The following is a 26,150-nucleotide window of genomic DNA, read 5'->3' as shown; positions in this document are numbered from 1 at the left end:
GAAAGGCGCGGCGGTGCTGCGGCCGGCGGAGGAGTTGCAGGCGGCTGGGGCGGTGCAGCCGCCGGCGGCGGAGCCGCGGGGCGTGCGGGTGCTGCAGGCGGCGCCGCGCCTGGCGGTCCCTTCGGCGGCTGCTTTGGTCTTCCGTCAGGGCCCGCGTCCTGCGGCTGGGCCTGAGCGACGACGAACGGCGCAGCGTCTTGCGCATGCGATGCGGTGTTGGCCAATTGCATCGCGGTCAGAGCCGTCGTCGCAAGCAGCACGAAACGAAGGTTGGTCATGTGGTGAACTTCCCCGGAAGGTTCTTGTCGAAGTGTCGGGATGAACGGCTAAGCGTTAGGCCGCATTGTGGCGGGCGATGCAACTGCGACCCGATTTATTTCTGCACGCAAATCATCTCACTATGGCAACGTTCATTGCGCATTCAGACGCTGGTGGCAATCGCCTGACATTGCTTCGCCGCTTCACGCGTGATCGCGCGGCGGAATCGCATCCGTCGCAGGATTGGGCGTGAGCGGCCCGTTCGGTCCGCGCGATGGGATCTCCTCAGGCATGCGGCCCGGCAATTCGTCGGGCCGCGGCTGCGAGCCGGGCTCGCGCACCGGCGGCGTAATTTCGGGCTGCGGATTGCCGGGCGGGATTCCCGGCGGCGGCTCAGTTGGCGTACCGGGCGTCGACGGCGGAATCTCGGGCGGTTCAATCGGCATCGGCATCATCGGGATCGTTGTCCAGAGAACAACAACGAAGGTGCAGCACCGATGTTCCGCGTCACAACGCTTCGAAGACCGGATTATTCCGGCGTGTGGCAGACCGCTTCGATATTGTGGCCGTCTGGGTCGAGCACGAAGGCGCCGTAATAGTTCGCGTGATAATGCGGGCGGATGCCGGGCGGGCCGTTGTCGCGGCCGCCGGCCGCCATCGCCGTCTTGTAGAACGCATCGACTGTGGCGCGGTCCTTGGCGCGGATGGCGACATGCACCGGCTTGTTCATCGCGCCTTCGCCCCCGATCCAGAAATCGGGCTTGCCGTCGGCACCGAAGCCTGCAGCCGCAGCGTGTCCGGTCTGCTCGGCAGTGACCTCCATGATCAGGCTGTAGCCGAGCGGCGCCAGTGCCTTCGCATAGAACGCCTTGGCGCGCTCATAGTCGGAGACGGAGAATCCCAGATGATCGATCATCGCAACCTCCCTTGTTCGTACCCGTCAGCGGGACAAAAACGTATTGCTTCGTGTCTTGCGTGCGATCGTAAAGCCGCGCCCGATCATGTCGGCAATACAGTCCTGCTGCCATTCGTTTTGTGACAGATGCTCGATCACCACCGCACGTGGCCAGAGCGATTGCGGCGCGTCGCGGAAGAAGCCGATCAGCACGCGGTCCTCAAAGCCCTCGACGTCGATCTTCAGCGAATCGACTTGGCCGACGCCAGCCTCCTCCAGAATGCGCACCAGGCGCAGCGACGGCACCTTGATGGCCTCGGCACTGGCCGTGCCGGTGACGACGTGGGTGGCGCCGAGGTTGCCGCCGCCGCTCTCGATCATCAGCTCGCCGTCGCTGGCGCCCGCGGCGGCCTGCACCAGGCGCACCTGCGGCGCCTTCGATGCGGCGTGGTTGAACGAGAGCCGTCCGAAGGTCAGCGGATGCGGCTCGATCGCCACCACTTGTCCGGATGGCCCGACCTGATGCGCCATCACCAGTGCGAAAGTGCCGACATTGGCGCCGACATCAACGAACGTGCCGCCCGCAGGGGTGCGCTGGCGCAGGAAGTCGAGCTCGTCGAGATTGTAGTCGGGATTGAACAGCGCGCCGCGCTCGGTCGCGCTGCCCTGGTGATGGAAGCGGAACGAGGCGCCCTGATATTGCACGTCGACCGGGCCGCTGCGCACCAGATTGACCAGCCGCGACATCCACGGCCGGAACGCGCCGCGCTTCAGCCCCGACCGTTGAGCGAGGCGGATGATCGCAGCCTGCGCCGCATTGGGCGCAAACGCACCGAACGGCGCGGGCGAAGGGGCATTGTCGGACGTCAAGCAGCAGATCCTCGTTGCAGGCGGCGCATGCATAACCGGTTTTACCGAGGACTCCAACGCTCGATCACAGGTATCGTCCCGGAGCGCGAAGCGAACCCGGGACCCATAACCCCAGGGAGGAGTGTGATGCGACACGCTCATTCCGAGTCTTCGTCAAACTCCTTCCTGTGGGTATGGGTCCCGGATTTGCGCGCGCTTGGGCGCGCTTGTCCGGGACGACGGAGAGAGCTTCACGCCGCCTTCTTTGGCGCCTTGCGCTGCCGCAAGAACCGTCCGAGCAGCCGGCGCCGGCCCTTGCGCGGAATCAGGTCGATATCGCTGACGAGCTTGGCGCCGCCCTTGCGCCGCTCCAGCACGATCTTGCGGCTGTGGAAGGCCTCCAGCTCGGCGCGATGCGCGACGCTGACGATGGTCGCCTTCGGCAGCGCCTCGGTGATCATCTGCATCATCTTGTCCTGGCTCTTCTCGTCGAGCGCCGAGGTCGCCTCATCGAGCACGACGATGTCGGGGTTGTGCAAGAGCAGCCGCGCAAAGGCGAGGCGCTGCTTCTCGCCGCCCGACAAGGTCTGGTCCCACGGTGCTTCCTCCTCGATCTTGTCCTTGAGATGATCGAGGCCGACCTTGTGCAGGGCTGCGCCGATCTCGTCCAAAGTCCAGTGGTCAGCCGCGCCGGGATAGGCGACCGCCCGCCGCAAGGAGCCGGAGGGCACATAGGGCCGCTGCGGCAGCATGAACAGCCGGCGATCGGCATGGAAATTCACGCTGCCGCCGCCCCACGGCCACAGCCCGGCGATGGCGCGCACCAGCGTGCTCTTGCCGGTGCCGGATTCGCCGGCGACCAGCAGCCGCTCGCCGGGCTCGATCACCACCTCGGTCTCGCCGACCACGGCGGTGCCGTCGTCGAGCGTGACCGAGAGATCCTTCAGCTCCAGCATGGCCTCGTTGCTGGTCTCGCCGCGCTTGATGCGGCCGAGGCCGTCGCCCTGCTCGGCGCGCTCGAGGCCGTCGAGCGACATCATCAGCGAGGCGATGCGCCGCGCACAGGCATTCCAGTCGGCGAGCCGCGGATAATTGTCGACCAGCCAGCCGAACGCGCTCTGCACGATGGTGAAGGCGGATGCGGCCTGCATCACCTGGCCCAGCGTCATGCTGCCGTCGAGGAATTTTGGCGCGCAGAGCAGAAGCGGCACGACCGGCGCGACGAGGCTCGATCCTTGCGACACCAGCGTGGTACGCATGTGCTGGCCGGCAAGGCGCGCCCATTGCCGCAGCACGCTCGTGAAGTTGCGATCGATGCCGTCGCGCTCCTCCTCCTCGCCGCCGAGCAGGGCGATGCTCTCGCCGTTCTCGCGCACGCGCGTCAGGGTGTAGCGGAAGTCGGCTTCGGCCTGGTTCTTGCCCTCGGAGACCTGCACGAAGCGGCGGCCGATCACCAGGATCGAGCTGGAGGCGATCGCGGCGTAGAGCATCGCGGCGATCACCAGGAAGCCCGGAATGGTCACCGACGAACCGCCGAGCGTGACGGTAAGTGCCCCGCCGATGGTCCAGAGCACGACGATGAAGGTCGCGGCCGACAGCAGCGCCGACGTCACGCCGGCGAGAAAGTCGACGGGGGAATCGGTCGCAATCCGCAGATCCTCCGCGATCCGGTATTCGGGATTCTTGTGATCGCCGCCGACGAGGTTGAGCTGATAGTAGCGCCCGTTCTTGAGCCACCGTGTCAGCACGCTCGCCGTCAGCCAGGCGCGCCAGCGTCGCTGGATGCCCATGCGCGCGAACACCTGCACGACTGCGAGCACGATGCTGCCGATCGCGAGCGGGAAAAACATTGCGGTGAGATGGAAGACGCTCGCTGCATCGCGCTTCTCGATGGCATCGAAGATCGCGCGATTCCAGACGTTGATGCCGTATTGGAAGCCGACGGTCAGCACGATCAGCAGGCCGAGACCAATCGAGAACGGCCAGGCAAGGCGGTCGCCGTTGCGGCCCCAGAAACCTCGGGCGCTGATCCAGAAACGTGTCAGCAGATAATCCTTGCGGACCTGCTCGGCTTCCTCGGGTGACAATTCGGGGTCGGGTTCGACCAGCTCGGGCGGCGGCGGTGTCACTTCGTCGCCGTTCTCGCCCTGGATATTGACGATGGGCGGCTTCTTGCCCTGTTCACGCGTCGCGGCCGGCTTGTCCATGAGTGGACAACGCCAAGGGAACTCGGCCGGTTCCCGCGAGGTTCCGCAGGACCCTATTCCGCAGCGCCGTCCCTGACGCGCCGGATCCGCGCCGCCCGATGCAGAACGCGCGACAAGTCCTCGATCGAATAAGGCTTTTGCACGAGGTCGCAGCCGCCGGCACCCTCCTGCGCCAGGGCTTGGCTGTAGCCGGTGGTCAGCACGACCGGCACACCGATGCCGCGTTCGCGGATCGCCTGCGCCAGCTCGAGCCCGGTCATCCCGGGCATCACCACGTCCGAGAACACGACATCGAAGCGGTCGGTGTCCACCGCGAGCTCGGCGAGCGCGTCGGCCGCGTTGTCGACGAGCGTGATGCTGTAGCCGAGCTCGGTGAGCCCGTCGGCGGCGAAATTCGCCAGCTCGATATTGTCCTCGACCACCAGCACCGACATGCCGCTGCCGGCCACCGCCGGCGCCGTGTTGGGGGCTTGGCGCTGCGGCAGCAGACCCGGCGGCACGCGCGGCAGATAGAGCGAGAAGGTGCTGCCGTGCCCCACCTCGCTCGTCACGGTCACCTCGCCGCCGGATTGTCGGGCGAAGCCGAACACCTGGGACAGACCGAGGCCGGTGCCGCGGCCGACCTGCTTGGTGGTGAAGAACGGCTCGAAGATGCGCCCGAGCCGCGCGGCGGGAATGCCGACGCCGGTATCGCTGACGGTGACGCGGACGAAGCCGTGCTCCGGGCTGGCCGAAAGTTGCGCCAGCGCCTCCGGAACGGTCGTCGTGGCTTCGACCTTGAAAACGATTCGCCCCTGGCCCTGCATGGCATCGCGCGCATTGGTCGCCATGTTGATCAGCGCCGTCTCGAACTGGCTGGCATCGGCATTGACGAGGCACGGCTCTGCCGGCAGCTGCATGACGATCTCGATCGCGGGGCCCAGCAGCGTGGCGAGCATGTCGTGCAGCGACTGCACCCGTGCCCCGACGTCGAACACCTCCGGCTTGAGGGTCTGGCGCCGCGCAAAGGCGAGCAGCTGCGAAGTCAGCCTGGCCGCACGCGCCACCGAATCGGCAATAGCGGTGATGTAGCGCTGTCGCCGCTCCTCGGTCAGTTGCGGGCGGTTCAAGAGATCGACTGAAGCGCGGATCACCGTCAGGAGGTTGTTGAAGTCGTGCGCGACGCCGCCGGTGAGCTGGCCGAGTGCTTCCAGCCGCTGGCTGTGCTTGAGTGCCTCCTCGGCCTCGCGCCGCTTTGCAGCTTCGGCCTGAAGGTGCTGGGTACGCCGCAAGGCGAGCGCCAGCAACAGAAACAGCAGCGCGGTGGCGGGGATGCCGAACACCAGATGCTGGCCGATGGTGGCGAGCCAGCGTGCGCGGATCGCAGAGGTCTCCAATCCGGCGCTGACATAGATCGGATATTCGGCGACGCGCCGGTAGGCGATGCGCCGCTCGATACCGTCCGAGGGCCAGGCGACCGTGATGAGGCCGTGCACGGGCTGGGTCGCGATCTTCTGGCCCACCGGTCCGGTCGGATCGAGCCGAAGCTCGTGGTCGAGCCGGGGAAAATGCGCGAGCATTGCGCCGTCGGTGCGCCCCATCGCGAAGAAGTTGCCGGGATCGGTGCCGATCCTGGCATAGAAGCTTTCGAAATATTCCGGCAACACGGAGGCCTGGATCACGCCGATGAAGCGGCCGTCGTCGGACTCGCGGCGGCGGCTGACGCCGAAGAATCGGGCGCCCTGATAGGGCGGTCGTGGCGTCAGCGCCGTGCCGATGAACGTGCCGATGCTCTGGTCCACATGGGAATAGAAGTAATCGCGGTCGGCAAAGCTCAGGTCCGGCGGCGGCGAGACGAGGCTGTTGACCAGCGCCTTTCCGTTCGCGTCGAAGATCCAGGCCGATTTGAGCTGCGGCAGCGAATCGGTCAGCCGCTTCAGCCGGCGATGCAGCGTCGGCTCGCGCTCACGGATGATGCCGTCGGGCAGGCCGCGCACGACCTCGTTGAGCTCGGCGATGCTGCGGTCGATGGTCTCGAAGACCTTCAGCGCGTGCTCATGTGCGACATCGACCGTGCGCTCGATCTCGCGGTCGGCGGTATCCTTGGTCGATGTATAGGAGATCGCGGCGGCGACGACGAACAGCGCAATCGGCAGCGCCAGGGATGCCGCCATCATCCACTGCAGCAGTCTCAGCGAGTTGCGTTGCGCCCTCTGCACGGCTCCTGTCCCTGACCGCGAGCTTAACTGAATTTCGCGCAAGGAAGGAAGCCGATTATCACGGGAACCGTTGGTTGTATCGTGATGAGATCACGCGCGGGCGTCCTGCAGCGCCACGTCGCCCGCAGGACCCCTCGACTCTTCGCTCGAGGGGCCAATCTGACATGAGCCAATACTTGGGCCGTCGCGGTCGGCGGTCAGATACCGTGCTCGCTGCGCATCGCACGGGCTGCCTTCTCGCCAATGATGACGCAGGGTGCCATCGTGTTCCCGGTGGTGATTCGCGGCATCACCGAGCCGTCGGCGATGCGCAAGCGGTCGATGCCATAGACCTTCAGCTTGCTGTCGACCACGGACATGGCATCGCGTCCCATCTTTGCCGTGCATGTCTGGTGCCAGTAGGTCACGGCGGAGTCGCGCACGAAGCGTTCCATCTCCACAGCGCCTTGCAGGCCGGGCACACTCTCACGCGCCACCAACGGCTCGAAGGCGCGGGTATTGCCGAGTGTACGGCAAAGATCGACGCAGGCGATTGCCGTCTTCACATCGTCAGGATGCGACAGCATGTTGGCTTCGATCCGTGGCAGTGCAAGCGGCTCGGCGCTTCGAAGCCTTACCCTGCCTCGGCTCTTCGGCAAGGCAAGACCTGCGAACATCGTCCAACCATGGGAAGGCGCCCTGGCCGCCGTCTCGGGGCTCGGCACCGGAAATTCGACCTGGCAGAACAGCAGGTCGGGAGATTCGAGCGCGGAATGGGATTTCCAGTACAACGTCGCCGCATTGCCGGTGTTGCGCGGCGCGATCGGCTCGCGGTACTCCCAAATGCATCCGAACGAGACATGATCCTGAAGGTTCTGGCCGACCCCGGGCAGATGCTGGACCACGGGGATGTCAAACGCTCGAAGCTGGTTCTCGTCGCCGATGCCGGAGCGCATCAACACGGCCGGCGTCTGGATCGCCCCGAGCGCGAGCACAACTTCCCGGGCCGCGCCGATCCGCAAGGGCCGACCGTCACGTTCCGCCACGACGCCGACTGCCCTGCCGTGCTCGATCAGGATGCGAGAGACCTGCGTTCCGGTCAGCAGCGTGAGATTCGGCCGATCGAGAAAGGGATACGTATAGGCACGGAAGATGGAGTTGCGCCTGCCATTGCGGACGAGGATGTCCGTAATGGCGCACCCGCCTTCGCCTTCCATCATCTCGCCATTGGGGCTTTCAAAGGTCGGAATTCCGATCTCCTTCGCCGCGGCCAGCATCGCCAATGCGGCCGGCCCGGGACTCGGTGACGGCTGCACGAAAACCGGGCCGCCGGTGCCGCGATAACGCGGATCGGGCGTACCCTGCCAGTTTTCGATCTCCCGAAAAATCTGCAAGACCGAATCGTAACCCCAGGTCTCATCGCCGCTTTGTTCGGCAAAGAAATCCCAGTCGCTGCGGTGACCGCGCGCCCACAGCATCACGTTGATGCTCGACCCGCCGCCGACAACCTTGCCCATCGACATCGGAAGGGCGCGATGGTTCAGATGCGGATTCGGCTCGGCGACAAAGCCCCAATCGGTCACGCTGCCGAGATTGCCGGGCCACGCCGCCGGATCCATGACGGTCGGCACCTCGTCGCTGCCCCCCGCTTCGATCAGCAGGACCGTGACGGCCGGATTTTCGGCGAGGCGGCGGGCGACCACCGAGCCCGAGCTGCCGGCGCCGCAGACGATGAAGTCGTAGCTGCCGCGCAGCGTCTCGCTGAGCTGGCGCTGGTTGGCAGAAGCGCGATCGGCAAACTCCGGCAGATCGGAAGGCAGGACGTCGTTCATGAGATCACTCCAGGCAGTTGCGCGCGGCCGGAATGCGAGCTCCGGGCGGGCGCGGGTGAGGAAAGGGGGAGCGGGTCGTCGGCTGTCACGCTGGACCGGAAAGGGCGAGTCACGGCTCGCGCCTTTCCCGCAGCTGACGTGCCGTGGGCTGCTTGACCGAGGCGCGGCCTCGCTTGTGCGAGGACGGCTTCCCGGCTTTGCGGGGAGGGTCGGGGTTTAGGCTGTCAGGACATGGCTTGCTCCTTCTGAGGGGATGGGGACGAGCGCTGTGCATCTGCCAAACAGTGCGTAGCCATCCTATCAGATTTATCAAATCTATCATTATCATCAAATTTATCAAAATAGGACGAACCTCCCCTTGTCAACGGGGCTGGGCGCACGACATTGTGAGGTCGGAGACAGGCCCGGCCGGCAAACGGTCGGGGGCAAAGATGGGCTCGATGGACAAGGACATCCTGACGACGGCGGAGGCTGCCAAGATCCTGGGGGTCTCGATCCGCACCGCGCAGCTTCTGATCGAAGGCGGGACGATCCCCTCCTGGAAAACTCCGGGCGGTCATCGACGCGTCTACCGCCGCGACGTGCTCGCGCAGATCACGGGCCCGGCTCAGACGATGATTGCTTCTGCGCGGGTGATTTTGATTGCGCGTCCGGAACGCATTGCCGACTACGAAGCGGCGCTCGCGAAGGTCGAATATTGTGTCGTCGAGCGCTACACCGACGTCTATGCGGCGCTGCTTGCGATCGGCTCCCGGCTCCCGGCGGCTATTGTCATCGAAGACGAACCATCGGATTCCGGCAGGTTGGTCCTGTTGGAGAGCTTGCGCACTGATCCGGCCCTCGGAGGCACGCAAATTCTGGATGTCGGCCGCTCGGCGGCCGACATCGGGATGATTCGGTTCATCGATGGATTATCCGCGCTACCCGAGGCGGTCGAGGCCGCGATCCGAGGTGCCATCGAGCCTCCCGTCCCGTTCAAGACGCCGCCGTCTTTTCCGTTTCCGGCCAATGAGGGCCAGCGTCTCGTGGCGCTCGAACGCTCCGGCCTCGTCGACACGCCGCCGGAGGATGCCTTCGATCGTCTGACCTGGTTGGCGGCACGCAGCCTCGACGCTCCCGTCGCACTGCTGACGCTGCTCACCCCGACCCGGCAATGGTTCAAATCGCGCTACGGGCTCAACCTGGTCGATACGCCGCGCGGCTGGGCGTTCTGCAATTACACCATTCTGCAGAAGGACATCATGGTCGCGGAGAATCTCGCGACCGATCCGCGATTCGCTGAAAATCCGGCCGTGTTGGGAGAGCTCGGGTTTCGGTTCTACGCCGGCTGTCCGGTGGTGGATCCCGATGGCTTCACGCTCGGCTCACTCTGCGTGATCGACACAAAGCCTCGCACGCTCGACGACACCCAGAAGCAGATCCTCGCCAGTCTCGCCGCACTCGCCTCGGACGAGATCAAGCTACGCGTGACCGACCGCCAATTGCGCCGGGCCGCGCCCGGGCCTTCGAAGGCAAGCGCGCCGGCCCGGTCTGCCGAAAAGCGCGCCCCCCAGCATCGGCAGGGCACGGCGTGACACATCGCTGGTGTCACGCAACACGGCTCGTCAGATCTGCCGCTCGACCATCTTGAGCTTGAGCTCGGCGATGGCTTCGGCCGGGTTGAGGCCCTTCGGGCAGGCCTTGGCGCAGTTCATGATGGTGTGGCAGCGATAGAGCCGGAACGGGTCCTCGAGATTGTCGAGCCGCTCGCCGGTGGCCTCGTCGCGCGAATCCGACACCCAGCGGTTGGCCTGGAGCAGCGCGGCGGGCCCGAGATAGCGCTCGCTGTTCCACCAATAGCTCGGGCACGAGGTCGAGCAGCAGGCGCAGAGGATGCACTCGTAGAGGCCGTCGAGCTTTTCGCGGTCCTCATGGCTCTGGCGCCATTCCTTCTGCGGCGTCGGCGAGGTCGTCTTCAGCCAGGGTTCGACCGAGGCGTATTGCGCGTAGAAATTGGTGAGGTCGGGAACGAGGTCCTTCACCACCGGCTGATGCGGCAGCGGGTTGATCTTGACCGCGCCGTCCTTCACGTCGTGCATCGACTTGGTGCAGGCCAGCGTGTTCTGGCCGTCGATGTTCATCGCGCAGGAGCCGCAGACGCCTTCGCGGCAGGAGCGGCGGAAGGTCAGCGACGGGTCGATGTGGTTCTTGATCCAGATCAGGCCGTCCAGCACCATCGGGCCGCAATCATTGGTGTCGATGTAATAGGTATCGACGCTCGGATTCTTGCCGTCGTCCGGATTCCAGCGATAGACCTTGAACTCGCGGAGCTCAGTCGCGCCCGCGGGCTTCGGCCAGGTCTTGCCGCCGCTGATCTTGGAGTTCTTCGGAAGTGCGAATTCAACCATTTCGATAGGGCCTTCGCTGTTCGATCAATACACGCGCGACGTTTAGTAAACGCGAGCTTTGGGCGGGATGTACTGAACGTCGTTGGTCATGGTGTAATTGTGAACCGGGCGATACTCGATCCTGACCTTGCCGGCATCGTCCAGCCAGGCCAGCGTGTGCTTCATCCAGTTCTTGTCGTCGCGCTCGGAGAAGTCCTCGCGGGCATGCGCGCCGCGGCTCTCGGTGCGGTTGGCGGCCGAGTTCATCGTCACCACCGCCTGCGAGATCAGATTGTCGAACTCCAGCGTCTCGACGAGGTCCGAATTCCACACCAGCGAGCGGTCGGAGACGGCGATGTCGGTGATGCCGCTGTGCACCTTCGCGATCAGGTTCTGGCCTTCGCTCAGCACTTCGCCGGTGCGGAACACCGCGCAATTGTTCTGCATCACGTGCTGCATGCCTTCGCGCAGCTTCGCGGTCGGCGTGCCGCCCGAGGCATAGCGGTAATGGTCGAGGCGGCCGAGCGCCATCTCGGCCGAGTTTGTCGGCAGCTCGGGCTGCTTGGCGTTGGGTGTAAGCTTTTCGGCGAGGCGCAACGCGGCGGCGCGGCCGAACACGACGAGGTCGATCAGCGAGTTGGAGCCGAGGCGGTTGGCGCCGTGCACGGAGACGCAGGCCGCTTCGCCGATCGCCATCAGGCCGGGGATCACCGCGTTGTCGTCGCCGTCCTTCTTGGTCAGCACCTCGCCGTGATAGTTCGTGGGGATGCCGCCCATGTTGTAGTGCACCGTCGGCACGATCGGAATCGGCTCGCGCGTCACGTCGACATTGGCGAAGATCTTGGCCGATTCCGAGATGCCCGGCAGGCGCTCGGCGAGCACGGCGGGATCGAGATGGTCGAGATGCAGGAAGATGTGGTCCTTCTTCTTGCCGACGCCGCGTCCCTCGCGGATCTCGATGGTCATCGCGCGCGAGACCACGTCGCGCGAAGCGAGGTCCTTTGCCGACGGCGCATAGCGCTCCATGAACCGCTCGCCTTCGGCGTTGACGAGATAGCCGCCTTCGCCGCGCGCACCCTCGGTGACGAGACAGCCCGAGCCGTAGATGCCGGTCGGATGAAACTGGACGAACTCCATGTCCTGCATCGGCAGGCCGGCGCGCAGCACCATGCCGCCGCCATCGCCGGTGCAGGTGTGCGCCGAGGTGCAGGAGGCATAGGCGCGGCCATAGCCGCCGGTCGCCAGGATCGTGGTCTGGGCGCGGAAACGGTGCAGCGTGCCGTCGTCGAGCTTGAGCGCGATGACGCCGCGGCAGGTGCCCTGGTCGTCCATGATCAGGTCGATGGCGAAGAACTCGATGAAGAACTCGGCCGCGTGGCGCAGCGACTGGCCGTACATGGTGTGCAGCATGGCGTGGCCGGTGCGGTCGGCGGCAGCGCAGGTGCGCTGCGCTTGGGCCTTGCCGAACTCGGTGGTCATGCCGCCGAACGGACGCTGGTAGATCTTGCCGTCCTCGGTGCGCGAGAACGGCACGCCCCAATGCTCGAGCTCGTAGACCGCGTCGGGCGCGTTGCGCACCATGTATTCGATCGCGTCCTGGTCCCCGAGCCAGTCCGACCCCTTCACGGTGTCGTACATGTGCCAGCGCCAGTCGTCCTTGTGCATGTTGCCGAGCGAAGCGGAGATGCCGCCCTGCGCCGCGACCGTGTGCGAACGGGTCGGAAACACCTTGGTGATGCAGGCGGTGCGAAGGCCGGCTTCGCTGCAGCCGACCACGGCGCGAAGGCCGGCGCCGCCGGCGCCGACCACGACGACGTCATAGGTGTGGTCTTCGATCGGATAGGCTTTGCCGTTGGTGGCGGGAGCGCCGTTGCCCGAGCCATTCGTTGTGGTGGCCATGGGTTACACTCCGGAGGACAGTTTCAGGATCGCGTAGGTCGAGGCGAGCGCCACGGCGGCCGAGAAGAAATTGTTGAGCATGATCGCGGTGAGCTTCAGCTTTTCGTTATGGACGTAGTCCTCGATCACCACCTGCATTCCGATCTTCATGTGCCAGACGCAGGCGAAGATGAAGAGCAGCAGGATGACCGCGACGGGAATGGAGCTCAGCGTTTGTGCAGCGTAGACTTGGTTGCGGCCGAGCAGCATGATGATGATCACCAGCGCGGGGATCATCAGCAGCGTCATGGCGACGCCGGTGATGCGCTGGCGCCAGAAATCGGACGTGCCGGAATGCGCGGCGCCCAGATTGCGGACGCGCCCGAGCGGCGTGCGCATCGAGGGACGCTTCGGAGAACCGTGGGACTCGTCGAAGCTCATCGGCCGCCTCCGTTCGCATAGGCGATGATCCAGATCAGCACCGTCAGCGCGACGCCGCCGACCAGGGCGCCCCAGGTCAGCGCTTCGCGCTCATTGGCCTTGAAGCCGTAGCCGAGATCCCAGACGAAATGCCGGATGCCGCTGAGCATGTGATGCATCAGGGCCCAGGTGTAGCCGAACACGATCAGCCGGCCGATGATGCTGCCGGAGAAGGCCTGGACGTGGGCATAGGCGGCCGGGCCGGAGGCCGCGGCAACCAGCCACCAGACCAGCAGCAGGGTTCCCACATAGAGGGCGATACCGGTGGCGCGGTGGACGATGGATAGAGCCATCGTCAGCGTCCAACGATAGGTTTGGATGTGCGGCGAAAGCGGTCGTTCGATCCGTGCGGTCATGGGCGGCTTTTGATGTTTGTTGCGGCCCAGCATGGGGCGCGCGGGGATCGCGAAAGGTGGGCTCTATTTACGGAGTCGATCTGGCCTGCGCAATCACCAAATCGCCATAAACCGAACTGTGGTTCAGCTCTATGGCCTTGATGAACCAAGGCCAATCAGGGTCTTGGTATACCAGCCTATCGGTCCGCCAACGAACTTAGGAATATAAATTCATTCTTTGGCGCGAGCGCACGGCGCATTGAAATCGCTATTGGAACGCCTCTAAGCCGCCTTGAGCCCGTGCCGCCGCAACGTGCGAGGGCACGATGCCGAGGGTAAACCGTCCCGGCTGCGACCCCACCGCGACTCCCCGGCGCGCGCACCGGTTCCCGCGCTCCGGGCGGATATGCGCACCCTGCATTCCACCCCAGCCCGACCGTGCGACGTGTCAGGTGCTATCTGTTGGTCTCGGCAGCCGGCTTGCTTCGTCGCAAGAGCTCCTCGCAATGACGCCGACAGAGCGGAGCTCCCTCACTTCTTCGCGTAAATATCCTTGTACGTTTCACGCAGCACGTTCTTCTGCACCTTGCCCATCGTATTGCGCGGCAGCTCGTCGACCACGAAGACCCGCTTCGGCATCTTGAATTTCGCGAGGCGCCCGTCGAGGCCCTTCAGCACGGCCGCTTCATCGATGCTCGCGCCGGGCTGGCGCACCAGCACGGCCGTGACGCCCTCGCCGAAATCGGCGTGCGGCACGCCGATCACGGCCGACTCCACCACGCCAGGCATGGCGTCGATCTCGCTCTCGATCTCCTTCGGGTACACGTTGAAGCCGCCGGAAATGACGAGATCCTTGCCGCGTCCGAGGATGTGCACGTAACCCTTGGCGTCGATCTTGCCGAGGTCGCCGGTGATGAAAAAGCCGTCGGGCCGGAATTCGGCCTTGGTCTTGTCCGGCATGCGCCAATAGCCCTTGAAGACGTTCGGCCCCTTCACCTCGATCATGCCGATTTCGTCGCGCGCCAGCTCTTTCCCTGTCTCGGGATCGGTCACGCGCACGGAGACGCCCGGCAGCGGAAAGCCGACCGCGCCGGGCACGCGCTCGCCGTCATACGGGTTCGACGTGTTCATGTTGGTCTCGGTCATGCCGTAGCGCTCGAGCACGGCGTGGCCCGTGCGCGCCGACCATTCGCGATGGGTGTCGGCGAGCAGCGGCGCCGAGCCCGAGATGAACAGCCGCATGTGCTTCGTCGTCTCATGCGACAGCGCAGGGTTCTGCAGCAGGCGGGTGTAGAAGGTCGGCACGCCCATCAGCACCGTGGCGCGCGCCATCAACTTGATGATCAGGTCCGGATCGAGCTTCGGCAGGAAGATCATCGAGGCGCGGGCGAACAGCGTCACGTTGGTCGCCACGAACAGGCCGTGGGTGTGGTAGATCGGCAGCGCGTGGATCAGGACGTCCTTGTCGGTGAAGCGCCAATAGTCGACGAGCGAGAGCGAGTTCGACGCGAGATTGTCATGCGTCAGCATCGCGCCCTTGGAGCGGCCGGTGGTGCCCGAGGTGTAGAGGATCGCGGCGAGATCGTCGTTTTCACGCGGCACCGTCGTGAATTCGCGGCTCGCTCTGTCCGCGGCCTCCGTCAGCGAGCCCTTGCCGTCAGCCCCGAGCGTCTCGACCTTCGCCCTCACCTTGCCTGCGATCGGCGCGAGCCCCTCCGCCTTGGCGGGATCGCAGACCACCAGCGACGGCTCGGCATCGCCGATGAAATAGTCGAGCTCGTTCAGCGTATAGGCCGTGTTCAGCGGCAGATAGACCGCGCCGGCGCGCACCGTGCCGAGATACAGCACGATGTTGGCGACCGACTTCTCCACCTGCACCGCGACGCGGTCGCCGGGCTTCACGCCGCGGGCGACCAGCACGTTCGCCATCTGGCCCGCGCGCGCGATCAGATCGCCATAGCTGATATAGGCGCCCTCATGCGTCTCGATCGCAAGCCGCTTCGGATCGGCGAGGCCCTCGAACAGGCGGGAAAACAAATTGGCGTTGGCAGCTTGGTTCATGCAACATTCCTCACCGGCATAGGCCGGTCAAAACCGAGGGCTGGATTAGCAAAAACCGCCCCGATGAAGCAACGGAGACAGTTTGCATGTCAAGAAACGGGAAACGCGTGGCCTGGGTCACGGGTGGCGGCAGCGGGATCGGGGAGGCCGGCGCGGAGGCGTTAGCTGCCGACGGCTGGACGGTGGTGGTCTCGGGCCGGCGGCAGTCAGCCCTGGACGCCGTGGTGGCGAAGATCAGCAGTGCAGGTGGCGCGGCCGAGGCCATTGCGCTCGACGTCGCCAGCGCGGCCGCAGCCCAGAAGGCAGCCGATCAGATTGTCGCGAAGCACGGGCGCATCGACCTGCTCGTCAACAATGCCGGCATCAATGTCCCCAAGCGCAGCTGGCAGGACATGGAGCTGGAGGGTTGGGACAGGCTGGTCCAGGTCAATCTCAACGGCGTGCTCTATTGCATGCGCGCCGTGCTGCCGACGATGCGCCAGCAGCAGGACGGTTCCATCATCAACGTCTCGTCTTGGGCCGGCCGTCACGTCTCGAAGATGCCGGGCCCGGCCTACACCACCACAAAGCACGCGGTGCTGGCGCTGACTCATTCCTTCAACATGGACGAATGCGTCAACGGCCTGCGCGCCTGCTGCCTGATGCCGGGCGAGGTGGCGACGCCGATCCTGAAGCTGCGCCCGGTGGTGCCGAGCGAAGCCGAGCAGGCGAAGATGCTGCAGCCCGAAGATCTCGGCCGTACCATCGCCTTCATCGCGAGCATGCCGGCGAGAGTCTGCATCAACGAAGTGCTGATCAGCCCGACGCATAATCGCGGCTTCATTCAGACCCCGAACAACAGGGATTGATTGCCCATAGCAGTAGGCTCGTCATTGCGAGCGAAGCGAGGAATGCATCCGCGGAGACAGTCTGGATTGCTTCGTCGCAAGGGCTCCTCGCAATGACAGCGGATGGACTTACACGAACATCCCCGCCGATAGTTTCACCCATCACAAAGAATTTTTCCCCGAAACCGCCCCGCAAACCCTCCCGTAGTTCGGTTCAACGACGGCACTGCTGCATCACCCTCAACTGTCGCAGGCGCCGTTGTTGCCCAACTCAACGCCGGCCATCGCCGGTCTCAATTCAATCGGGAGACTCTCTCATGTCGAAGCGCATTGCCTATCTCGCTGCCGCCGCCTTCAGCGCCCTGGCCCTCACCGCGACCGTCGTCGCGCCCGCCAGTGCCGAGGAAAAGACCGTCATGGTCGGCGGCGCCGCGATGTACCCGTCCAAGAACATCGTCCAGAACGCGGTCAACTCCAAGGATCACACCACGCTCGTGGCGGCGGTGAAGGCGGCCGGCCTGGTGCCGACGCTCGAAGGCAAGGGCCCGTTCACGGTGTTCGCGCCGACCAACGCCGCCTTCGGCAAGCTGCCGGCCGGCACCGTCGACAACCTGGTCAAGCCCGAGAACAAGGCAACGCTGACCAAGATCCTCACCTACCATGTTGTGCCCGGTAAGCTCGCGGCTTCCGACCTCACCGACGGCAAGAAGATGAAGACCGCCGAAGGCGAGGAGCTGACGGTGAAGAAAATGGACGGCAAGGTCTGGATCGTCGACGCCAAGGGCGGCACCTCGATGGTGACGATCACCAACGTCAACCAGTCGAACGGCGTGATCCATGTGGTCGATACCGTGCTGATGCCGGCGACGTAACACCGCGCGATCCTGTTTCATCCCCGAACAGGACGTCCTCAGACCGCGAGCCGGGGATACCCGGCTCGCTCTTTTGTGACCACAATAGCCTCACGACATCGATTCGATGGCGAACGGGATGTAACGAAAGCCGAAACACCGGCGTATAATCGCTGTCACGCGACCTCAGGAAGGAACCCGCCATGGCGAGCCTCACAGTCACCGACGAGCAGGTCACGGCAACCAAGTCCAAAGTGATCCAGCCGGCCTGGGTGCGGGTCATGCATTGGATCAACGCGCTCGCCATGATCCTGATGATCCTGTCGGGCTGGCAGATCTACAACGCCTCGCCGCTGTTCGACTTCCGCTTTCCGCGCGAGTACACGCTGGGCGGCTGGCTCGGCGGCGGCCTGCTCTGGCATTTTGCGGCGATGTGGCTGCTGATGATCAACGGCCTCGCCTATCTCGTCACCGGCATCGCCACCGGCCGCTTCCGCAAGAAGCTGCTGCCGATCACGGCATCGGGCGTGCTCCACGACGTCAGGGCGGCGCTGACCTTCAAGCTCGGCCATGACGATCTCACCGTCTACAATTACGTGCAGCGGCTGCTCTATGCCGGCATCATCGTGGTCGGCGTGCTGATCGTGCTGTCGGGCCTTGCGATTTGGAAGCCCGTTCAGCTTTATTATCTCGTGATGCTGTTCGGCGATTATCCGGCCGCGCGCTATGTCCACTTCTTCTGCATGGCCGCGATCTGCGCGTTTCTGGTCGTCCACGTCTTGCTTGCGCTGCTCGTGCCGAAGAGTCTGCGCGCGATGATCATCGGTCGCTGAGGAGGAGAATATGGCGAAGCGCCCGTTCCTGATTCCCGGCGTCGACAAGCGGCTCCTGATCAAGGATTCCCTCAAGACGATGCCAGACGTCACCCGCCGCCGCTTCATTGCGGGCGGCGCCAGCCTGGGCGCACTGACGCTGCTCACCGGCTGCGACGTGATCGACTCGTCCTCGGCCGAGACCATGCTGGCGAAGGTCTCGAAGTTCAACGACGCCGTGCAGGCCTGGATGTTCAATCCCGACGCGCTGGCGCCGACCTTCCCCGAAAGCGCGATCACCAAGCCGTTCCCGTTCAACGCCTATTACGATCTCGACGACGCGCCTGACATCTCGGCCGCGGATTGGAAGCTCGAGGTGCGCGGCCTCGTCGACAACAAGAAGTCCTGGACGCTGGACGAGCTCCATCGATTGCCGCAGGTCACGCAGATCACGCGTCACATCTGCGTCGAGGGCTGGAGCGCGATCGGCAGCTGGACCGGCACGCCCTTGCGCGATTTCCTGAAGCTTATCGGCGCCGATACGCGCGCGAATTATGTCTGGTTCCAGTGCGCCGACAAGGATGGCTACAACTCGCCGCTTGACATGCGCAGTGCGCTGCATCCGCAGACCCAGATGACGTTCAAATACGCAAACGAGATCCTGCCGCGCGCCTACGGCTTCCCGATGAAGATCCGCGTGCCGACCAAGCTCGGCTTCAAGAACCCGAAATACGTGGTCTCGATGGAAGTCACCAACGACTACAAGGGCGGCTATTGGGAAGACCAGGGGTATAATTCGTTCAGCGGGAGCTAGCTCCGCTGTCGTAGGGTGGATTAGCCGAGCGGCTGCGCGAAGCGCAGTCGGTGGGCGTAATCCACCATACTTCCGCAGTTGCCGAGCGAAGTTGGTGGATTACGCTTCGCTAATCCACCCTACGGCACCGATTGCTTGGCCGGCCCCACCTTCCGCTGGCACAGCGCCGCCACCGCGCCCAGCGCCAATAGCGCCGCCGACACATTCAGCGCGTAACTCAGGCTCCCCAGCGCATCGGTGATCGCGCCGACCACGATCGGCCCGAGCGTCTGGCCGACGCCGAACGAGATCGTCATCGCCGCGATCGCGGTCGGCCACACCTCTGGCGGATAGTTGAAGCGGACGAAGGCGGTGGTCGAACCGACCACGGCGAAAAAGGCGACGCCGAACACGATCGCGGAGACCGCGAGCCAGGCCGGCGAATGCCCGAGCATCGGCAGCGCTGCGCCAGCTGCGTTGGTGCCGAGGATGATGGCGGTGGCGAGCCCGCCGCGGTCGAGCGCCAGCACGCCGCGCCAGGCCCAGGGCGTCACGAACGCGCTCAGACCGATCAACCCCCAGAACGCCGCCTGCGCCGCGGCCCCGCCGCCGCCGTCGCGCACATAGGCGATCATGAAGGTCATGTAGGCGATGTAGCCGGCGCCGAACAGGAAATAGCCGGCCAGATAAATCAGCACCGGCAGGATCGCGAACGAGGCATGACCGCCTTCGGAGAAGCGCGCGCCGCTCTCGATGCGGATCAGGAACAGCGGGATCGTCATCGCGACCGAGAGCAGCGTCAGCGCCCACCATACGATCCACCACGAGCCCGGCCCGAAATATTGCAGCGTGAACGGGGCGATCAGCCCCGAGGACAGAATGCCGATGCCGGGTCCGGCATAGAACAGGCTGAGCAGGAAGTTGGCCCGTTCGGGCCGCGACTGGGCGATGGTGGCGGCGAGCGCGCCGCCGGCGACGAAGCCGGCCGCCGCGCCCAGGCCCAGCACCAGGCGCGCCAGGCTCAGCGCGACGAAATCCCCCGTCAGCGCGCAGGTGGCGAGCGCGGCAACGCAGGCAATTGTTCCGCCGCGGATCGCGGCGGCCCAGCCGACGCGCCGGATCAGGCGGGACGCCACCAGCGCGCCCACGAGATAGCCGACGGCGTTGATCGTGTTCATGAAACCGGCCGCCGAGTAGGACCAGCCGAGGTCCTCCCGCATGTCCGGCAGCACCAGCGCATAGGCAAAGCGGCCGATGCCGAGCCCCACGGTGGCTGCCAGCGACAGGGTCAGGATCAGCCGCGCGGGGTGTGCGTTGGGCAGGGGGCGATCAGGTGCGTGCAAGGGGTACTCCGGCCTGTCCAGTGTGGCAGGCCCAGCCGGCCTTGCACAGCCGCAGCGCGGCAATGGTGTCTTGCCAAGCGCGCAACGCCGCTCTAGCACTCCGGCGCCGTCATTCCGGGGCGCGCGAAGCGCGAGCCCGGAATCCATAACCCCGGCTGGTGGCTATGGATTCCGGGCCCGCGCTAAGAGGCGCGTCCCGGAATGACGAGAGAGGATCGAAAAGGACACGACCATGGCGACCCACAAACTGCTGCTGCTTCCCGGCGACGGTATCGGCCTCGAGGTGATGGGCGAGGTGAAGCGGCTGATCGACTGGCTCAATTCGGCCGGGATCGCCAAGTTCGAGACCGACACCGGCCTCGTCGGCGGCTCCGCCTATGACGCGCACAAGGTGTCGATCTCCGAAGGCGACATGGCCAAGGCCAAGGACGCCGACGCCGTGATCTTCGGCGCGGTCGGCGGTCCGAAGTGGGATGCCGTGCCTTACGAGGTGCGCCCGGAAGCCGGCCTCTTGCGCCTGCGCAAGGATCTCGCGCTGTTCGCCAACCTCCGTCCCGCCGTGTGCTATCCGGCGCTGGCGGATGCTTCCAGCCTGAAGCGCGAGGCGGTCGAGGGCCTCGACATCGTCATCGTGCGTGAGCTCACCGGCGGCGTCTATTTCGGCGAGCCCAAGACCATCACCGATCTCGGCAACGGCCAGAAGCGCGCCATCGATACCCAGGTCTACGATACCTATGAGATCGAGCGCATCGGCCGCGTCGCCTTCGAGCTTGCCCGGAAGCGCAAGAACAAGGTGACGTCGATGGAGAAGCGCAACGTCATGAAGTCGGGCGTGCTCTGGAACGAGGTCATGACTCAGGTCCACAAGCGCGAATACCCCGATGTCACGCTCGAGCATCAGCTCGCCGATTCCGGCGGCATGATGCTGGTGAAATGGCCGAAGCAGTTCGACGTCATCGTCACGGACAACCTGTTCGGCGACATGCTCTCCGACATCGCGGCGATGCTCACGGGCTCGCTCGGCATGCTGCCCTCGGCCTCGCTCGGCGAGGTCGACGTCAAGACCAAGAAGCGCAAGGCGCTGTACGAGCCCGTGCACGGCTCGGCCCCCGATATCGCCGGCAAGGGCCTCGCCAATCCCATCGCGATGATCTCGTCCTTTGGCATGGCGTTGCGCTATTCTTTCGACATGGGCGATCTCGCCGACAAGGTCGACCAGGCCATCGCTGCCGTGCTGGCCAGCGGCCTGCGCACCGCCGACATCAAGTCGGAAGGCACCACGGCCGCTTCCACCACGCAGATGGGCGAAGCGATCCTGAAGGAATTGCAGAAGCTGCACGCGTAGCGGCAAGCACAGATCGTAGGGTGGGTTTGCCATGCGGACTGCGCGAAGCGCAGACCGCGGGGCGTAACCTACCTCTTCTGTCTCCACGGAAACTAAGATGGTGAGTTACGCTGCGCTAACCCACCCTACGCACTACGACCTCATTGGAAACCGCATCATGGATACACCCCGCCCCAAGATCGCGGAAACCATCATCCATGAGACGGTGCGCCTGCGCGAGGCGCAGGTCGGGCGGCGTTGCGAGGTGCTTGCGGGCACGCGCATCGAATTTGCTTCGCTCGGCGACTACTCCTATCTCGGCGAGAATTGCGACGTCGCCGACGCCGTGATCGGCAAGTTCACGGCGATCGCCAACTCGGTGCGGATCGGTGCGCCAAACCACCCGATGGGCCGTCCCTCCCAGCACCGCTTCACCTACGTCCCCGAATATTACGAGGCGGGCGCGACGCGCGACCGCGACTTCTTCGCAGGTAGGCGCGGCGACCGGGTGATCGTCGGCAACGACGTCTGGATCGGCCACGCCGCCATTCTGCTGCCGGGCGTGAGCGTCGGCGATGGCGCAGTGATCGCCGCAGGCGCCGTCGTCAGCCGCGATGTCGAGCCGTACACCATCGTCGGTGGCGTCCCCGCCCGTCCCATCCGCAAGCGCTTTGACGATACCGTTTCCGCAAGCCTGCGCCGCATTGCCTGGTGGGATTGGCCGGATGAGCTGATCTTCGAGCGCCTCAGTGATTTCCGCTCCGAGGACATCGAGGAGTTTTGCCGGCGCTACGATCCGGCAGCCAATGGGTAAGACGGACGCATCTCGCGAAAAACAAAAATGGCCGGGCGTGAGCACCGGCCATTTTGATTCGGTCGTGACGCCCGCCTCAGTACAGCGGGAAGTTCTGCGGATAGCCGCCGACATCCTGCGGCGGGGAGAGCGGCTGGCGGTCGATCGGCCGGTTGAGGTTCTCGCGAGCGAAGGACGGATAGCCCACGGCCGGGGGGAAGGCGTAGTCGGTGAACTTGCGGTCGCCCGGATTGACCTCGGTGCCGCCATCGAGCCAGGAGCGCTTGCTCACATAGAGGCGGGTGCGGCCCTGTTGATAGACCGCGTTGGGGCCGCTCGGGCCGTAATAGGGCCGGCCGCGTTCGTCATAATAGCGCTTGGTCCTGGTGTCGGCGGAGGCCGGGGTCGCGAACGCAACGGCAATTGCGGCGCCCGCCGCAAGCAATGTCGCCAGTTTGTTCGCGGCAGAAAATTTCAAGCTCATCACGTCCCCTTCATGCGGCAGGCCGCCAGTCGATTTCACCCCATACTAGCCCGGCCGGGGCGGACGCAACTAGGTCAATTGGGTCACACCAGCTCGGAATAATCGTGCGCGCCGGCAAAAGTTGCATGCAAACCAGCTACTTGAGCTTGATGCAGAATCCTTGATGCAAGTCAAAGCGCTCCGCGCAATTGCGCGTTCGCTGCGCCCAGCAGCCAGTCCGGCGAGCCCTGGGGGTCACAGCCGCGGCGCCTGAGCTCGGCATGGGCGAACAATTCCGCCAGCCTCGGCTCGTTGCCCGAGGCCAGCAGCGTCAGCCGGTTCAGCGTGCAGGCGATCGCCGCGCGGCGGGCGGGCAAGCTGTCGCCCTGGCAGGAGAAGCCGGAGATCTGCAAGGCGGGCTCCTCGTAGCGCTTGAGATAGCCGAGGCAGGCCCGCGCCCCCTTTGCCCCGCCGACCGGCCGGAACAGGGCAACGGGTCCGAATTTGGTGTCGATCAGGCCAGCCTGCTCGAGCGGGGTATCCGCACTCAAGCCCATCCGAGCGGCCAAACCCGCGGCCGCCGGCCGCGTTACGTCGAATTCGGCGCCTTGGCGGTAGATTTCGAGTTCGGCCACCGGCTTGTCCGCCATATCGGTCCAGCGCAGCACGTCCCTGCGGCCGCCCTCGGGATGCCTAAAGATGACGTAAGAGGCTGTTTTTTCTGATGAATCGATCCGGCTGACGGCGAAGGCCGGATGCGAGCGGTCGGCGATGCTCCAGCCCGGTCTGTCCGCCGGACCATCGCCACGCAGGTCAGGCAGCTGTCCCAGGCCTGCGAGGGCGAGGATGGCAAACAGGGCGAGCGCCCCCACATAGGCGACCAGATGCGCCAGCGTGCCGACGACCTCGTCGGCCAAGGCCAAGAGCGTCAGCTGGATCTGGGTAGGGCTAACGGCCGTGCTGGCCTCAGGCGACTGCATCCACGTCCCTAAGGCATGGTCTTAACGTTGTCTTGAGGCTGGTTCTCGCATAGAAGCGCTGCTCTTCCTGTTTAAGCGTCAGCTTCGGGAACGGGCTTTTTCATCGGAGAGTGAACGATGGGTTACAAAGTCGCAGTCGTCGGCGCGACCGGCAATGTCGGTCGGGAAATGCTCAACATCCTCGATGAGCGCAAATTCCCCGCGGACGAGGTCGTGGCCCTGGCCTCACGCCGCAGCGTCGGCGTCGAGGTCTCCTACGGCGACCGCACCCTGAAGGTCAAAGCGCTCGAGCATTACGACTTCTCCGACGTCGACATCTGCCTGATGTCGGCGGGCGGGTCGGTGTCGAAGGAATGGTCGCCGAAGATCGGCGCCGCCGGTGCCGTCGTGATCGACAATTCCTCGGCCTGGCGCATGGATCCGGACGTGCCGTTGATCGTGCCCGAGGTGAATGCGGCCGCGACCGAAGGCTTCAAGAAGAAGAACATCATCGCCAACCCGAACTGCTCGACCGCCCAGCTCGTCGTCGCGCTCAAGCCGCTGCACGAGAAGGCGACGATCAAGCGCGTAGTGGTCTCGACCTATCAGTCGGTGTCGGGCGCCGGCAAGGACGCGATGGACGAATTGTTCTCGCAGACCAAGGCCGTCTACACCAACGACGAGCTGGTCGCGAAGAAATTCCCCAAGCGCATCGCCTTCAACGTCATCCCCCACATCGACGTCTTCATGGAGGACGGCTACACCAAGGAAGAGTGGAAGATGATGGCGGAGACCAAGAAGATCCTGGATCCCAAGATCAAGCTCTCCGCCACCTGCGTGCGCGTGCCTGTGTTCGTCGGCCATTCCGAGGCCGTCAACATCGAGTTCGAGAATCCGATCACCGCCGATGAAGCGCGCAACATCCTGCGCGTGGCGCCGGGCTGCCTCGTCATCGACAAGCAGGAGCCCGGCGGCTACGCCACTCCTTACGAAGCGGCCGGCGAGGACGCGACTTACATCAGCCGCATCCGCGAGGACGCGACGGTGGAGAACGGCCTCGTGCTCTGGTGCGTGTCGGACAATCTGCGTAAAGGCGCCGCCCTCAACGCGATCCAGATCGCCGAAGTCCTGATCAACCGCAAGCTGATCAGCGCGAAGAAGGAGGCGGCGTAAGGGGCTTACATCGGGCGGACTTCGACCACGTCAGGCACGAAGTGCTTGAGCAGGTTCTGGATGCCGTGCTGGAGCGTCGCCGTCGATGACGGGCAGCCGGAGCAGGCGCCCTTCATGTTGAGATAGACGATACCGTCCTTGAAGCCGCGGAAGGTGATGTCGCCGCCGTCATTGGCGACGGCCGGCCGCACCCGGGTCTCGATCAGGTCCTTGATCATGTCAACGGTCTCGGCGTCGGCCTCGTCGAAGAACTCGTCCTCGTCATCGAGATCGGCCTCGCTTGTGGCCGTGCCGTTGGCCAGCAGCGGCGCGCCCGACATGTAGTGCTCCATGATGGCACCCAGGATCGCCGGCTTGAGCTGCTGCCACTCACCGCTCGCCTTCGTCACGGTGATGAAGTCCGATCCGTAGAACACGCCGGTGACGCCGGGCACCTCGAACAGCTTTTCGGCGAGCGGCGAACGCGCCGCCGATTCGCGGCTCGAAAATTCCATCGGGCTGCCGTCGACCACGACGCGGCCGGGAATGAACTTCAGCGTGGCGGGATTGGGGGTGGCTTCGGTTTGAATGAACATGGTTTTCTCCAGACGTCGCCGGTTCAAGGCCGGCGCGTGCTCTATCCCCTAGCAGATGGCGACGGCTAACGCACGGTCAAGGGGAGGCGGGATATTAGCTCATGAAAATCAGTGGGTTGGCCTTGCCCTCCCCTGGAGGAGTCCGGGACGAGCGTAGCTCGCCCGTGGTCGATCGCGCACAGCGCGAGCGGGGTGGGGTGATCTCTCCACTCGGGAAGTGTCGGATGTGGAGAGACCGTCACCCCACCCCGTCTCATGCCTCGCTTCGCTCAACATGAGCCGACCCTCCCCTCCAGGGGAGGATAAGATGCATCGTCGCTAGGACAGCGAATCCACGCTCTCATCGCTCAGGGCACCCGAGATGATCGTCACCGGCACCGGGAATGTGCCGAGCGCATGCGCGAGCAGCGAGACCAATGGCCCCGGGCCCTCCGCGCCGGGATTTGCGGCGAGCACCAGCATGGCGATATCAGGATCCTCGTCGATCACTGCGAGCAGCTGTTCCATCGCGCTGCCTTCGCGAATGACGCGCTCCGGCGTGATGGCGGCGATGCCGTTGGCGCGCCCGGCGGCGCGGTCGAGCGCGGCTTCGGCGGCTTCCTGTGCCTCGGCGCGCATGATGTCGGCGACCCCCAGCCATTCCTGGCTCTGCTGCTCAGGCTCGATGATGCGCAGCATCACCACGCCGCCGCCGGCGCGAATCGCCCAGCGGCTGGCGTAATAGACGGCGCGATCCCATTCGGCGCTGTCGTCGACGATGACGAGGCATTTGGGCTTGTGACCCGGCTCGTAGCAAAGTCGCTTGCTGGTCATGCATGTCCCGGATTGTGCACGGGGAGCATGCTGCCACACTCCCGCGATGTTTGGGAGGGGCGAAGCGGCCGGCGCCGTGGCGCCAG

Annotated in this window: 24 protein-coding genes and 1 pseudogene; 8 read left to right on the top strand and 17 right to left on the bottom strand. The window is 65.0% G+C overall.

Translation table 11 applies throughout. The features are described 5' to 3' along the window. From I6F17_RS34620 to I6F17_RS34590, 7 genes and pseudogenes are all read right to left on the bottom strand, one after another. Positions 1–278: pseudogene (locus I6F17_RS34620) on the bottom strand (OmpA family protein); the annotation flags it as partial. 183 nt (positions 279–461) lie between these two features. Continuing rightward, positions 462–704, bottom strand: a complete 243-nt coding sequence (locus tag I6F17_RS34615; protein WP_036038758.1) for a hypothetical protein — start codon at positions 702–704, stop codon at positions 462–464. A gap of 83 nt (positions 705–787) precedes the next feature. Then, positions 788–1,174, bottom strand: a complete 387-nt coding sequence (locus I6F17_RS34610) for a VOC family protein (RefSeq protein ID WP_036038754.1) — start codon at positions 1,172–1,174, stop codon at positions 788–790. Between the two features lie 24 nt (positions 1,175–1,198). Further along, positions 1,199–2,023: an FkbM family methyltransferase gene (locus I6F17_RS34605; RefSeq protein ID WP_225131539.1), complete on the bottom strand. Its 825-nt coding sequence runs from the start codon at positions 2,021–2,023 to the stop codon at positions 1,199–1,201. Positions 2,024–2,253: 230 nt separating this feature from the next. Beyond that, the gene (locus I6F17_RS34600; RefSeq protein WP_225131537.1) at positions 2,254–4,209 is read right to left on the bottom strand and encodes an ABC transporter ATP-binding protein/permease; all 1,956 of its coding nucleotides are present in this window, start codon (positions 4,207–4,209) and stop codon (positions 2,254–2,256) included. Positions 4,210–4,262: 53 nt separating this feature from the next. After that, positions 4,263–6,407: a hybrid sensor histidine kinase/response regulator gene (locus tag I6F17_RS34595; RefSeq protein ID WP_225131535.1), complete on the bottom strand. Its 2,145-nt coding sequence runs from the start codon at positions 6,405–6,407 to the stop codon at positions 4,263–4,265. Between the two features lie 197 nt (positions 6,408–6,604). Continuing rightward, positions 6,605–8,218, bottom strand: a complete 1,614-nt coding sequence (locus tag I6F17_RS34590) for a GMC family oxidoreductase N-terminal domain-containing protein (protein WP_225131533.1) — start codon at positions 8,216–8,218, stop codon at positions 6,605–6,607. Positions 8,219–8,370: 152 nt separating this feature from the next. On the opposite strand from I6F17_RS34590, the gene I6F17_RS34585 reads away from it, so the two are divergent. Further along, complete coding sequence (locus I6F17_RS34585) at positions 8,371–9,792, top strand: GAF domain-containing protein (RefSeq protein ID WP_225131531.1); 1,422 nt, start codon at positions 8,371–8,373, stop codon at positions 9,790–9,792. Positions 9,793–9,822: 30 nt separating this feature from the next. Here the strand turns inward: I6F17_RS34585 and I6F17_RS34580 are convergent, their stop codons facing one another. From I6F17_RS34580 to I6F17_RS34560, 5 genes are all read right to left on the bottom strand, one after another. Beyond that, on the bottom strand, positions 9,823–10,605 hold the full coding sequence (locus I6F17_RS34580; RefSeq protein WP_225131529.1) for a succinate dehydrogenase iron-sulfur subunit: 783 nt from the start codon (positions 10,603–10,605) through the stop codon (positions 9,823–9,825). Positions 10,606–10,647: 42 nt separating this feature from the next. After that, positions 10,648–12,483, bottom strand: a complete 1,836-nt coding sequence (gene sdhA / locus I6F17_RS34575) for a succinate dehydrogenase flavoprotein subunit (RefSeq protein ID WP_036038731.1) — start codon at positions 12,481–12,483, stop codon at positions 10,648–10,650. Between the two features lie 3 nt (positions 12,484–12,486). Continuing rightward, the gene (gene sdhD / locus I6F17_RS34570; protein WP_036038730.1) at positions 12,487–12,903 is read right to left on the bottom strand and encodes a succinate dehydrogenase, hydrophobic membrane anchor protein; all 417 of its coding nucleotides are present in this window, start codon (positions 12,901–12,903) and stop codon (positions 12,487–12,489) included. Further along, positions 12,900–13,298, bottom strand: coding sequence for a succinate dehydrogenase, cytochrome b556 subunit (gene sdhC, locus I6F17_RS34565; protein WP_225131526.1), 399 nt, complete (start codon positions 13,296–13,298; stop codon positions 12,900–12,902). Before sdhC ends, sdhD begins: the two co-directional genes overlap by 4 nt. Before the next feature lie 510 nt (positions 13,299–13,808). Further along, the gene (locus I6F17_RS34560; protein ID WP_225131524.1) at positions 13,809–15,338 is read right to left on the bottom strand and encodes a malonyl-CoA synthase; all 1,530 of its coding nucleotides are present in this window, start codon (positions 15,336–15,338) and stop codon (positions 13,809–13,811) included. A gap of 86 nt (positions 15,339–15,424) precedes the next feature. On the opposite strand from I6F17_RS34560, the gene I6F17_RS34555 reads away from it, so the two are divergent. The 4 genes from I6F17_RS34555 to I6F17_RS34540 all read left to right on the top strand — a co-directional run bounded on the left by I6F17_RS34555 (position 15,425) and on the right by I6F17_RS34540 (position 18,642). Further along, positions 15,425–16,186: an SDR family NAD(P)-dependent oxidoreductase gene (locus tag I6F17_RS34555; protein ID WP_225131522.1), complete on the top strand. Its 762-nt coding sequence runs from the start codon at positions 15,425–15,427 to the stop codon at positions 16,184–16,186. A 296-nt stretch (positions 16,187–16,482) separates the two neighbouring features. Then, positions 16,483–17,037, top strand: a complete 555-nt coding sequence (locus I6F17_RS34550; protein ID WP_036038724.1) for a fasciclin domain-containing protein — start codon at positions 16,483–16,485, stop codon at positions 17,035–17,037. Between the two features lie 182 nt (positions 17,038–17,219). Further along, positions 17,220–17,849, top strand: a complete 630-nt coding sequence (locus I6F17_RS34545; protein WP_036002769.1) for a cytochrome b/b6 domain-containing protein — start codon at positions 17,220–17,222, stop codon at positions 17,847–17,849. A gap of 10 nt (positions 17,850–17,859) precedes the next feature. Further along, complete coding sequence (locus I6F17_RS34540; RefSeq protein ID WP_225131520.1) at positions 17,860–18,642, top strand: molybdopterin-binding protein; 783 nt, start codon at positions 17,860–17,862, stop codon at positions 18,640–18,642. A gap of 119 nt (positions 18,643–18,761) precedes the next feature. On the opposite strand, the gene I6F17_RS34535 is transcribed toward I6F17_RS34540, so the two are convergent. Further along, complete coding sequence (locus I6F17_RS34535) at positions 18,762–19,964, bottom strand: YbfB/YjiJ family MFS transporter (RefSeq protein ID WP_225131518.1); 1,203 nt, start codon at positions 19,962–19,964, stop codon at positions 18,762–18,764. A 232-nt stretch (positions 19,965–20,196) separates the two neighbouring features. Between I6F17_RS34535 and leuB the strand changes: the two genes are divergently transcribed. Further along, positions 20,197–21,309, top strand: coding sequence for a 3-isopropylmalate dehydrogenase (gene leuB / locus I6F17_RS34530; protein ID WP_225131516.1), 1,113 nt, complete (start codon positions 20,197–20,199; stop codon positions 21,307–21,309). Positions 21,310–21,466: 157 nt separating this feature from the next. After that, positions 21,467–22,102 carry a DapH/DapD/GlmU-related protein gene (locus tag I6F17_RS34525; RefSeq protein ID WP_225131514.1) on the top strand — a complete coding sequence of 212 codons (636 nt, stop codon included), beginning with the start codon at positions 21,467–21,469 and terminating at the stop codon, positions 22,100–22,102. Positions 22,103–22,178: 76 nt separating this feature from the next. Here the strand turns inward: I6F17_RS34525 and I6F17_RS34520 are convergent, their stop codons facing one another. Both I6F17_RS34520 and I6F17_RS34515 read right to left on the bottom strand, forming a co-directional pair. Further along, entirely contained in the window at positions 22,179–22,565 is a 387-nt protein-coding gene (locus I6F17_RS34520; protein ID WP_036038714.1) for a hypothetical protein, read from the bottom strand. A 170-nt stretch (positions 22,566–22,735) separates the two neighbouring features. Beyond that, a complete protein-coding gene (locus tag I6F17_RS34515; RefSeq protein ID WP_036038712.1) occupies positions 22,736–23,524 on the bottom strand; it encodes a hypothetical protein in 789 nt (262 codons plus the stop codon). A gap of 117 nt (positions 23,525–23,641) precedes the next feature. Here I6F17_RS34515 and I6F17_RS34510 point away from each other — a divergent pair, with 117 nt between their 5' ends. Beyond that, positions 23,642–24,676: an aspartate-semialdehyde dehydrogenase gene (locus I6F17_RS34510; RefSeq protein ID WP_225131511.1), complete on the top strand. Its 1,035-nt coding sequence runs from the start codon at positions 23,642–23,644 to the stop codon at positions 24,674–24,676. Between the two features lie 5 nt (positions 24,677–24,681). Here I6F17_RS34510 and I6F17_RS34505 read toward each other — a convergent pair whose 3' ends face one another. Continuing rightward, complete coding sequence (locus tag I6F17_RS34505; protein ID WP_225131510.1) at positions 24,682–25,251, bottom strand: NifU family protein; 570 nt, start codon at positions 25,249–25,251, stop codon at positions 24,682–24,684. Between the two features lie 318 nt (positions 25,252–25,569). Further along, positions 25,570–26,064: a universal stress protein gene (locus tag I6F17_RS34500; protein WP_036002710.1), complete on the bottom strand. Its 495-nt coding sequence runs from the start codon at positions 26,062–26,064 to the stop codon at positions 25,570–25,572. Positions 26,065–26,150: the final 86 nt, after the last annotated feature.

Source organism: Bradyrhizobium sp. NBAIM18, from assembly GCF_020193825.1.
Classification (GTDB): Bacteria; Pseudomonadota; Alphaproteobacteria; order Rhizobiales; family Xanthobacteraceae; genus Bradyrhizobium; species Bradyrhizobium yuanmingense.
The sequence above is the reverse complement of the archived record's forward strand: the minus strand, read 5'-3'. Positions and strand labels throughout refer to the sequence as shown.